The sequence below is a fragment of the uncultured Microbacterium sp. genome, assembly GCF_913776565.1.
In the GTDB taxonomy this organism is placed as follows: domain Bacteria; phylum Actinomycetota; class Actinomycetes; order Actinomycetales; family Microbacteriaceae; genus Microbacterium.
The window spans coordinates 1-10983 of the sequence record NZ_CAJYPF010000098.1; the positions used below are offsets into that span (position 1 = coordinate 1).

General features: G+C 70.2%; 9 protein-coding genes and 1 pseudogene. 2 read left to right on the plus strand and 8 right to left on the minus strand.

Annotated elements, in window-relative coordinates:
* Positions 1–241 precede the first annotated feature (241 nt).
* The 3 genes from QZ433_RS05300 to QZ433_RS05310 all read right to left on the minus strand — a co-directional run bounded on the left by QZ433_RS05300 (position 242) and on the right by QZ433_RS05310 (position 2740).
* On the minus strand, positions 242–802 hold the full coding sequence (locus tag QZ433_RS05300) for a YceI family protein (protein WP_136587902.1): 561 nt from the start codon (positions 800–802) through the stop codon (positions 242–244).
* A 146-nt stretch (positions 803–948) separates the two neighbouring features.
* On the minus strand, positions 949–1314 hold the full coding sequence (locus QZ433_RS05305) for an FKBP-type peptidyl-prolyl cis-trans isomerase (RefSeq protein ID WP_295780488.1): 366 nt from the start codon (positions 1312–1314) through the stop codon (positions 949–951).
* Between the two features lie 265 nt (positions 1315–1579).
* Entirely contained in the window at positions 1580–2740 is a 1161-nt protein-coding gene (locus QZ433_RS05310) for a PrsW family intramembrane metalloprotease (RefSeq protein ID WP_295780490.1), read from the minus strand.
* A gap of 82 nt (positions 2741–2822) precedes the next feature.
* On the opposite strand from QZ433_RS05310, the gene QZ433_RS05315 reads away from it, so the two are divergent.
* Positions 2823–3689: a fumarylacetoacetate hydrolase family protein gene (locus QZ433_RS05315; protein ID WP_295780493.1), complete on the plus strand. Its 867-nt coding sequence runs from the start codon at positions 2823–2825 to the stop codon at positions 3687–3689.
* A gap of 153 nt (positions 3690–3842) precedes the next feature.
* Here the strand turns inward: QZ433_RS05315 and QZ433_RS05320 are convergent, their stop codons facing one another.
* The 4 genes from QZ433_RS05320 to QZ433_RS05335 all read right to left on the minus strand — a co-directional run bounded on the left by QZ433_RS05320 (position 3843) and on the right by QZ433_RS05335 (position 7931).
* Complete coding sequence (locus tag QZ433_RS05320; protein ID WP_295780494.1) at positions 3843–5306, minus strand: aspartate ammonia-lyase; 1464 nt, start codon at positions 5304–5306, stop codon at positions 3843–3845.
* A 114-nt stretch (positions 5307–5420) separates the two neighbouring features.
* On the minus strand, positions 5421–6332 hold the full coding sequence (locus QZ433_RS05325) for a phosphodiesterase (RefSeq protein WP_295780496.1): 912 nt from the start codon (positions 6330–6332) through the stop codon (positions 5421–5423).
* Between the two features lie 52 nt (positions 6333–6384).
* A complete protein-coding gene (locus QZ433_RS05330; RefSeq protein WP_295780498.1) occupies positions 6385–6714 on the minus strand; it encodes a peptidase in 330 nt (109 codons plus the stop codon).
* Positions 6714–7931, minus strand: a complete 1218-nt coding sequence (locus tag QZ433_RS05335; RefSeq protein WP_295780500.1) for an inorganic phosphate transporter — start codon at positions 7929–7931, stop codon at positions 6714–6716. The genes QZ433_RS05330 and QZ433_RS05335 overlap by 1 nt, the downstream gene beginning before the upstream one ends.
* Before the next feature lie 207 nt (positions 7932–8138).
* On the opposite strand from QZ433_RS05335, the gene QZ433_RS05340 reads away from it, so the two are divergent.
* A complete protein-coding gene (locus tag QZ433_RS05340; RefSeq protein WP_295780501.1) occupies positions 8139–10253 on the plus strand; it encodes a S9 family peptidase in 2115 nt (704 codons plus the stop codon).
* Positions 10254–10423: 170 nt separating this feature from the next.
* On the opposite strand, the pseudogene QZ433_RS05345 reads toward QZ433_RS05340, so the two are convergent.
* Positions 10424–10983 (minus strand): annotated as a pseudogene (locus QZ433_RS05345) (hypothetical protein); the annotation flags it as partial.

Sequence of the window (10983 nt, forward strand, 5' to 3'; positions counted from 1 at the left end):
CGGTTCTGATCGACACGACGACCCCGGGTGCTCGGCATCCGGGGTCTTCGTCGTCTCCTCCCGCTATCGGCGTGCAGGGTCCTCGTCGCGGACGGACGGTGCGGGGGGCTATCCCGCGACCGCGCGGCGCCCGAGGCGAAGACGCTGCACGCCGATAGCGGGAGGAGACGACGAAGACCCCGGATGCCGAGCACCCGGGGTCGTCGTGTCGATCAGAACCGCGACGCGCGTCGCGGCCGGATCACGCCTGCAGCGAGAGCTGCAGGTCGAGCTCGATCGTGACGTCCTTGCCGACGAGGACGCCGCCGGTCTCGAGGGCGGCGTTCCAGGTGAGACCGAAGTCCTCGCGGTTGACGACCGTCTTGGCGGTCGCGCCCGCCTTGTAGTTGCCCCACGGGTCGGTGCCGAAGCCGCCGAAGTCGAGCGAGAAGGTGGCGGGCTTGGTGATGCCGCGGATGGTGAGGTCGCCGTCGACGAGGAAGTCGCCGTCCTCGACGCGCACACCGGTCGAGCGGAAGTCGAGCGTGGGGTAGGTCTCGGCGTCGAAGAACTCGGCCGAACGCAGGTGCTGGTCGCGGCCCTCGTCCTTGGTGTCGACCGAGGTGACGTCGACGGACGCCTCGACGGTGGCCTCGAGCGGGTTCTCGGGGGCGACGATGGTGGCGCTCTTGACGCCGAAGGTGCCGCGCACCTTCGAGATCATCATGTGGCGCACCGAGAAGGTGACCTCGCTGTGGGCGGGGTCGAGCACCCAGGTGCCCGTCTTGTAGCCGGGGATGTCGAGCGTGGTTGCGTCGGTCATGTCACTCCTAAGGTGGGGGGAGCCGTGTCGGCGTCCTGAGGGGATCAAACTCCCATTCACACGAATGTATTCCACACTCGAGGAAAAAGACGAACCCGAGGATGCCGCAGCCCCCTCGGGTTCGTGAACGTTCGGTGTCGAACGGGTCAGCCGACCTTGAGCAGGTCGATGATGAAGATGAGCGTCTTGCCGCCCAGGAAGTGTCCACCCGCGGGGCCGTAAGCCAGATGCGGCGGGATCACGAGCTCGCGGCGTCCGCCGACCTTCATGCCCGGGATGCCGTCCTGCCAGCCCTGGATCAGGCCACGGAGGGGGAACTGGATGCTCTCGCCGCGGCCCCACGAAGAGTCGAACTCTTCGCCGGACTCGTACTCGACACCGGCGTAATGCACGGTGACGTTGTCGCCGGGCTTGGCCTCGTCGCCGTCGCCGACGATGATGTCGCGGATGACGAGGTCGGAGGGGGCGGGGCCGCTGGGAGCGTCGAACTCCGGCTTGGTGCGATCAGTCATGCCTCCATCCAAGCACGCCCGCCCGTACGCCGATGTCCCCTGGACAAAGACTCAGCGCCCGGTGCCGCGGCGATGCCTGCGTGTCTCCCGGGCGCTGAGTTGGCCTACGACGATGGTGCTCCCGCCCCGCGCCGGTGTCAAGACCCCCGGGCGCGGCGCCCGCTCCGCGAGACCGCGCGCGAACGCCGAGACCGTACCCGGAACGCCGAGCCGCGTGCGGTCTCGTCGCCGAGGCGCGTCTCCGGACACGGGCGCCGGCGACGTGTCACCGCGACAGCAGCGCGGCACGCGCCGCCGTGGTGCGCTCGAGCAGGTACCGCTCGGTCGCCGGCGCGTGGGGGTCTCGCCCCGACAGGGTGCGCTGACGCGCGGCGGCGAGGGCGGTGGCATCCACGATGAACCCCCTCATCACCGCGGTGCGGTCTCCCGGAAGGCGGCGCGCCCACGCCAGCGCCGACCGCCGACCGGCGGGCGTGGCGAGCATGTCGACCTCTTGGGGGGTGAACCACCCCGCCGCGGCGTACTCGCCGAGACGGGCGCGCGTGAGGCGCGTCTCCTCCCGCCGCAGGGCCAGGATGCCGAGGATGAACAGGACGAACAGGGGCACCTGCAGCGCCGCGTACACCTCGAAGAAGTTCGCGAACGTCGCCGAACCGTTCCACAGGGCGTGCAGCAGCATCGCTCCGATGAGACCCGGGATGCCGTACCGCAGGGCCGCACCTGCGCGCAGGCCCCGGCGCGCAGCGAGCCCGAAGGCGAAACCGGTCAGGCTCGTGAACATGACGTGCGCGAACGGAGACAGCACGGCGCGCAGGAAGAAGGTGCTCGCCACCTGTGCCGAACCGCCCTCGAGGTAGCTGATCGCGAAGTACTGCACATTCTCGGTGAGGGCGAAGCCGGCGCCGATCAGCGCGCCGTAGACGATGCCGTCCACCGGGCCGTCGAACGCTCGACGGGCGAACGCGAAGATCAGCAGCACCCCCAGTCCCTTCGCGATCTCCTCCACGATCGGCGCTTGGACGACGGCGCTGAACGCCTCGGGCAACCGACCGACCACGAGGGTGACGGCCAGGTCGACGGCCAGGGCGATCACGACCGACGCGATCGCCCCCCACGCCACCGCCAACACGAGCAGGCGCCGCGGCTCCGGCTCCCACCGGTCGATGTAGCGCACGGCGAACCAGACGATGACGAAGGGGATCGCCGCCAGCACCAGACCGAGGAACGTCGCCGCCGTGCCCAGGAAACCGGTGAAGTAGCGCACCAGCAGCGCCAGCAGGGGAACGAGCAGCACCGCCACCGCCCACAGGGCCACTCCCCCGCGTCGAGACCCCGGCGGGGCGGCCGAGACCGTTGCCTGCGGCGCGGTGGAGATGCGGGTGGGTTCGACCGAACCGGGCCGCGACAGCGGCGACGGGGAGCTCATGCGCTCAGCCTAGGGTCGAGCTTCTCTTCGGTGTCGAGGGTTGCAGACTCGGCCGCGGGGCACGGCCCGGTAGCGTGGAACCATGCGTTTCGCCCACGTCCGGTCTCACGAGGGGGCGCACGCCCCCCGTCTCGTCAGCGTCCACGGCGAGGAGTTCAGCTTCGTCGACGAGCTCTTCGACGGCGCGCCCGCCACGCTCGAGGAGCTCATCGCCGGGGGTGACGACGCGCTGGACCGTGTCCGCGCGGCGGTCGAGGCCGCGCCCCGGCATCGCCTGGACGGCATCCGCTTCGCCTCCGCCGTGCTCGCACCCCCGTCGATCCTGGCGGTGGGGTTGAACTACGCGGCGCACTCCGGCGAGCTCGGGCTCAAGACCGACGCGGGCCCCACGGTGTTCGTGCTGTGGCCGAACTCGCTCACGGCGCACGGCGAGACGACGTCCTGGCCGCGGGCCCTCAGCGAGGCCGTCGACTACGAGGCCGAGCTCGGCGTGATCATCGGGCGCCCCGGCCGCGACATCGCCGAGGCGGACGCGCTCGATCATGTCTGGGGGTACACGGTGGTCAACGACATCACCGCGCGCAACATCCAGTTCTCGGAGGCGCAGTGGTCGCGCTGCAAGTCGTTCGACGGCTTCACCCCCACCGGCCCCTTCGTCGTCACGGCCGACGAGATCCCCGACCCGCAGGATCTGCACATCTGGACGGTCGTGGACGGTCATACGGTGCAGGATGCCAGTACCGGCCAGATGGTCCGCTCGGTGAAGACGCTCATCAACAAGCTGAGCGAGTCGGTGACACTGCTCCCCGGGACGCTCATCTCCACGGGCAGCCCCGGCGGCGCCGGGTACTCGCGCGACCCGCAGATCTTCCTGCGCGACCGCTCGACCGTGACCGTCGGCATCGACGGCATCGGCGAACTCACGACGCACTGCCGCATCCTCGACTGAGCCGCCCCGCCGCGCCGCCCCGCCGCCCCGAGCACACGAAACAGCATCCAGCTGACATCTCGGTTGCAGAATGTCACCGAGATGTCAGCAGGATGCTGTTTCGCGACAGCCCGGCGCGGCGCGGCGGCGTAGCCGTCGCGCCGGGGCGGCGGGTCAGTCCTCGACGACGCTGTCCGCCGACCGGATGATCGGGATCGCCGCGGTCACGGCCTGCAGGCCCGACAGGCGCGCGGGCGAGATCTGCTTGGTGACCTCCTCGCGTGACATCAGCTCCGCCTCGACGACCAGATCGGCCACGTTGCGGTGCGTCAGCAGCGCCGTCTTGGCCAGGGCGGCCGCGGCCGCGTAGCCGATGAAGGGGGTGAGCGCCGTGACGACGCCGACGGACGACCCCACCATCGCCCCCAGGCGTTCGCGGTTCGCGGTGATGCCGTCGACGCAGTTGACGCGCAGCGTCCACATCGCCTGGCGCATCCACGTGATCGACTGGTAGATCGAGTGCGCGATGACCGGCTCGAAGGCGTTCAGCTGCAGCTGACCGCCCTCGACCGCCATGGTCACCGTCATGTCGGCGCCGACGACCGAGAACGCCACTTGGTTGACCACCTCGGGGATGACCGGGTTGACCTTGCCGGGCATGATGCTCGATCCGGCCTGACGCGGCGGCAGATTGATCTCGCCCAGGCCCGCCTGCGGCCCCGACGACAGCAGGCGCAGATCGTTGCAGATCTTCGACAGCTTGACGGCGTTGCGCTTGAGCGAGGACGAGAACGACATGAAGGCGCCCGTGTCGCTCGTGGACTCCACGAGGTCGGTCGCGGTCTCGAGGTCGAGACCCGTGATCGCGCGCAGGTGCCGCAGCACGGCCCCCGCGTAGCCGGAGTGGGCCGTGATGCCGGTTCCGATGGCGGTGGCGCCCATGTTGATCTCGTACAGCAGGTACGCGTTCTCGGTCAGACGGTTGTAGTCCTCGCCGAGCGTGGTCGCGAAGCCGTGGAACTCCTGGCCGAGCGTCATGGGCACGGCATCCTGCAACTGGGTGCGACCGACCTTGAGGACGTCGTGGAACTCCTCGGACTTGGCCAGGAACGACTGGCGCAGCAGCGCGAGCTCCTCGAGCAGGCTCTGCAGGGTGAGCGACAGGCCGATCTTGATCGCCGTCGGGTAGACGTCGTTGGTCGACTGGCTGCGATTCGTGTCGTCGATCGGAGAGAGGAAGGCGTAGTCGCCCTTCTCGCGCCCGGCCATCTCGAGGGCGATGTTGGTGATGACCTCGTTGGCGTTCATGTTGGTCGACGTGCCGGCACCGCCCTGGATGACGCCGACGGTGAACTCGTCGTGGAACTCGCCGTCGATCACCCGCTGGGCGGCACGGTCGATCAGATCGGCCTTGGACGCGTCGAGGACTCCGATCTCGCGATTGGCGCGCGCGGACGCCTGCTTGACCATCGCCAGCGCCCGCACGAGGTCGGGGTAGACCGAGATGGGGCGCTTCGCGATCGGGAAGTTCTCCTGCGCGCGGGCGGTGTGGATACCCCAGTACGCGTCGGCGGGGATCTCGAGGGATCCGAGGGAGTCGGTCTCGGTACGGGTGCGCGTCATTGCGTCCAAAGCCATGTGGGAGTCCTCGTGGGTGTCACAGCGAGCAGGGATGCCACGAGCCTAACCACCGCGCTCCGACCCGCCGCTGGACGCCGCGGCCTGTCGGGCGATCGGCACCGTCCGCCGCGTCTATTGCCCGGGCGTGCGCTTGCGCGAGAACGCCTCGAGCCGCTCGTCGGGGCTGAGGGCCGCCATCCGCGCCGTCCACTCGGGCGTGAAGACGCCGGAGGACTCGGCGTCGACCACGGGGACCACCGCGTGGGTGACGGTGTCGTCCCACACGTGCACCAGGTGGAAGGACCGGCCGTCGTCCATCCCGTCCACGGCGTCGGCGGGGCGCGCGAGGTCCATCGTGTAGCAGGACGCCGAGGCGACGCTCACCGGCACCCCCGCGAACGTGCCGGAAGTGGAGTAGTGCAGGTGCCCGGCGAGGATCGCACGGACATCGCTGCCGGCGATCGCCGCCGCCAAGCCGGCCTGGTCGCGCAGCTCGAGGATGTCGAAGAACGGGATGTGCGTCGGCAGCGGCGGGTGGTGCAGCGCCAGGATCGTCCCGAGCGGGGCGGGCTCGGCGAGCTCGGCGCGCAACCACGCGAGCTGGGCGGCGTCGATATCGCCGTGGTGCCACCCGGGCACCGTCGAATCCAGAGCGATCAGGCGCAACCCGCCGAGATCGTGCACGCTCGTCACCGGCTCCTCGCTGGCCGGGGCGTCGAGCAGGTGCGCGCGCAGGGCCGGACGCTCGTCGTGGTTGCCGGCGACCCACACCACGGGGGCACCCAGCCGCGCCGCCCACGGCTCGACCGCGTCGCGCAGCGCGCGGTACGCCTCGGGCTCGCCGAGGTCGGTCAGATCGCCCGTGAAGACCACGGCATCCGGCCGTACTCCCGTCGCCTCGGCGGCGGCCAGGGTGCGACGCAGGTGCCTCGCGGTGTCGAAGCGGTCGCCCAGCAGACGGCCGCCCGCGAGCAGGTGCGTGTCGCTGAGGTGGAGGATCACGCGCGCCGCGGGCGCGTGCTGACCGAATTGCACGGATGCCATGACCTCAGCCTAGAGAGGGGCTCCGACACCCCGCTCCTCGACGGGACGCGGCTCAGTGGTTGAACAGGATCAGCAGCAGCGCGCCCAGCACGGCCGCCGCACACACGCCGAAGCAGGCGTAGGCACCGATCAGCGACACGCGCTTCTGGCCCTCGCTGAGGGGGTTCTTCTTGGCCGCTTTGGCGACCGCCTTCTCGGCGCGGCGCCGCTGCTTGTCGCTGAGCACGGTGATGGCATCCGTGAACTCCGCCGGCGCGACCAGCGGGGGCCGTCCCCCGCGCACGAGCAGGCGCAGGCCCAGGGCGTAGAAGGTGACGACGACCGTCGCGCCGAGCAGGGCGGCGACGAAGACGTGCAGGAAGGCTTCCCAGTTGATGAGCATCAGGCGTCCTTCTCAGCCTTCTCGCGCTCGAGGCGACGCTGACGGCGGGTCGGTCCGGGCTTGCGCGGCACCTTGACGGCCGCGCCCGAGTCGGCGACCTCGCTCATCGCGTTCGCGGAGGTGACCGAGTCGCGCCGCGAGCGCAGGAACAGCCCGAGCACGATCGCCACGGCGATCACGGCGTCGACCGCGACGCCCCAGCCGCCGAGCCACACGACGATGAGAGCCGCGGCCGCGCCCACGGCGCCGGCGGCGGGCAGGGTCAGCACCCAGCCGATCATGATGCGCCCCACGGTGTTCCAGCGCACGGTCGAGCCGCGACGCCCCAGTCCCGAACCGATCACCGAACCCGAGGCGACCTGCGTGGTCGACAGGGCGAAACCCAGGGCGCTGGATGCCAGGATCGTCGCCGCCGTCGACGTCTCGGCAGAGAAGCCCTGGGCCGGCTTGACGTCGGTCAGGCCCTTGCCGAGCGTGCGGATGATGCGCCAGCCGCCCATGTAGGTGCCGAGTGCGATGGTGATCGCGCAGGCGAACACCACCCACAGCTGCGGGTCGGGATTCGCCGAGGACTGCCACCCGACGGTGATGAGGGCGAGCGTGATGACGCCCATGGTCTTCTGCGCGTCGTTGGTGCCGTGCGCGAGCGCCACGAGCGACGACGTGAAGATCTGCCCCCAGCGGAAGCCGTCGCGCCCGTCGGCCTTCATGTCGTAACGGCGGGTGACGCCGTACGCGATCTTGGTGACGACGTAGGCGATCACTCCCGCGGTGAGAGGGGCGATCAGGGCCGGCAGGATCACCTTGCTCAGCACCACGCCGGCGTCGATCGCCGAGGCGCCCACACCCACCAGGGTCGCACCGATCAGTCCGCCGAACAGCGCGTGCGACGAGCTCGACGGCAGACCGAGGAGCCACGTGAGCATGTTCCACGTGATCGCGCCGATGAGGCCGGCGAAGATGATCGGCGGGAAGATGTCCGGACTCAACTGGTCCTCGCGGATCATCCCGCCCGAGATGGTCTTGGCCACCTCGGTCGACAAGAAGGCGCCGACCAGGTTCAGACTCGCCGCGAGCAGGACCGCCACCTTCGGCTTCAGCGCACCCGTCGCGATGGGCGTGGCCATCGCATTCGCGGTGTCGTGGAATCCGTTGGTGAAATCGAAGAACAGTGCCAGCACGATGACCAGCACGATGATGAGGGCTGCGCTCTCCACCGTTCGCTTTCCGTGAGAAGGAGGGGGGATGCCGACGGGATCGGCGTGACGAACGAAGAGTTCACCTGGCGTTGTTCTTTCGTTCACGAAAGACGCGACGACATCCTTTCACCCCGACCCGTGAGGGTCAAAACGCAGCGGCCCCCGCCCCCGGCATCCCGATCGATCCTCCGCGCCCGCACGCCGACCGCGCACTAGCGTGGAACGGTGACCGACCTCGACCCGCAGCCCACCCCGCCCGTCGCCGCACGCCGCCCCGTCGCGCGCACCCACCACGGCGACACGTTCGACGACCCCTACGAATGGCTGCGCGCCAAAGAGGACGCGGACGTCCTGGCGCACCTCGAGGCCGAGAACGCCTACACCACCGCCCGGACGGCGCACCTCGCGGGTCTGCGCGACACCCTGTTCGGCGAGATCAAGGGTCGCACCCTCGAGACCGACCTCTCCGTCCCCGCGCGCCGCGGCGACTGGTGGTACTACGGCCGGACGGTCGCCGGCCAGCAGTACGGCATCCAGTGCCGCGCTCCCCTGGACTCCCCCGACGACTGGACCCCGCCGACGCTGTCGCCCGACCGGCCCGTCCCGGGCGAACAGGTGCTCTTCGACGGCAACGTCGAGGCCGAGGGCACCGAGTTCTTCTCGCTCGGCAGCTTCGAGATCTCGAACGACGGCACGCGCATGGTCTACGGCATCGACACCTCCGGCGACGAGCGGTACACCGTCCGCGTGCGCGACCTGGTCACCGGACAGACGCTCCCCGACGTGATCGAGGGCACCTTCTCGGGCGCAACGTTCTCGCCCGACGGCCGCGCGATCGTCTACACGACCGTCGACGACGCCTGGCGCCCCGACACCGTGTGGCTGCACGAGATCGGCACCCCCGCGGATGCCGACGTGAAGCTGTTCCACGAGCCCGACGACCGGTTCTGGGTCGGCGCCGACTTCACTCGCAGCGACCGCTACCTCGTGATCGAGATGGGGTCCTCCATCACCAGCGAGGAGTGGCTGCTCGACGCCGACGACCTGCGCGGGGAGCCGCGCGTCGTCTGGCCGCGCCGTGAGGGCGTCGAGTACTCCTCGTCGCACGCCGTCGTCGACGGCGAGGACGTGCTCTACATCCTCCACAACGACGGCGCCCTCGACTTCGAGCTCGTGCGGGTGTCGGCATCCGACCCCCGAGGTCCCCGCGAGACGGTGATCGCGCACCGCACCGGCCAGCGCCTGCTCGGCGTCGACACGTTCCGCGACTGGGGCGTCGTCGGCTACCGCCGCGAGGGACTCGCGCGACTGGGCATGCTGTCGTACGCCGACGGCACCGTCGACGAGATCGCCTTCGACGAACCCCTGTACAGCGTCGGCACCGGCGGCAACCCCGAGTGGGCCCCACCCGTGCTGCGACTGGGCTACGGATCGTTCGTGACCCCCGGCACCGTCTACGACTACGTCGTCGACACCGGCGAACTGCTGCTGCGCAAGCGCCAGCCCGTGCTGGGCGGCTTCGACCCGGCCGACTACGGCCAGGAGCGCGTCTGGGCCACCGCCGACGACGGCACGCGCGTGCCGGTGTCGCTCGTGTGGAAGCGCTCGTTCGGCGAGCCCGGGTCCGCGCCGCGACCGGTGCACCTGTACGGCTACGGCTCGTACGAGCACTCCATCGAGCCCGGCTTCTCGGTACCGCGACTGTCGCTGCTGGACCGCGGGGTCGTCTTCGCCGTGGCGCACGTCCGCGGCGGCGGCGAGATGGGTCGCCAGTGGTACGAGGACGGCAAGCTGCTGGCCAAGCGCAACACCTTCACCGACTTCGTCGCCGCCGCCCGTCACCTCGTGGATGCCGGCTACACCACCCCCGATCGGCTCGTCGCCGAGGGCGGCAGCGCGGGCGGCCTGCTGATGGGCGCTGTGGCCAACCTCGCGCCCGAGCTGTTCGCCGGGATCGTCGCCGACGTCCCTTTCGTCGACGCGCTGACCACGATCCTCGACCCCTCGCTCCCGCTGACGGTCATCGAGTGGGACGAGTGGGGCGACCCCCTGCACGACGCCGAGGTGTACGCCTACATGAAGTCGTACACGCCGTACGAGAACGTGCGCGAGGGCGTCGCGTATCCGCGCATCCTCGCCGTCACCTCGCTGAACGACACGCGCGTGATGTACGTCGAGCCGGCCAAGTGGGTGGCGCGCCTCCGCGAGGTCGGCGCCGACGCGATGCTGAAGTGCGAGATGGTCGCCGGTCACGGCGGCGTCAGCGGCCGGTACAACGCGTGGCGCGAACGCGCGTTCGAGCTCGCGTGGCTGCTGGACGTGCTCGGCCTGGCCGAATAAGCCCCGGCCGCCCCGCCGCCTCGCCCGGACGCCCCGTCGCCTCGCGCGGCGGGGCGTTCTGCGCGCGCGGCGGGGCATGGCATCCCTGGACCTCGTCCCACTTTTCGCGCTGTATGTCCCAGAAGTGGTTGCCCGGCGGCGGCCGGAACGGCAAAAAGTGGGACAAGCCGTCACTGGCCGGGCCGCCAACCCGCCCGCATCAACGCAGCACGCACCATCGCGATCGCCGGTTCGCCGCCGTCCCGGAGGTGGTGGCTCAGGATGCGGATGTGATCCCAGCCCGCGTCTCGGATGGCGGCCCAGCGGTCGGCATCCCGCGCGAACTGTCGCGGATCCGCCGCATGCACTCGGCCGTCGTATTCGACCGCCACCCGCCACATCTCGAACGCCAGGTCGATCTCGGCGATGAAATCCCCACGGCTCGAGAAGATGTCGACGTTCACTCCCGGCTCGGGGAATCCATTGCGCACCAGAAGCAGACGCAGGTGGGTCTCGCGCGGCGATTTCACACCAGGGCGAGCCAGGGCGAGCGAACGCCTCAGGATGCCATTGCGAACATCGCCCATGACGGTGATCTCCGCTTCGAGGTCGGCGGTCGAGGCCATCGGCCGCGGGCCGGCCAGGAGCGCATCGGCCCCCGCGACGAGATCGTCGAGACGCCAGAGTCGACCGCATTGCCGCCATGCGCGCACGGCATTCTCGATGGGCAACCCCGCCGGGCCGATCTCCA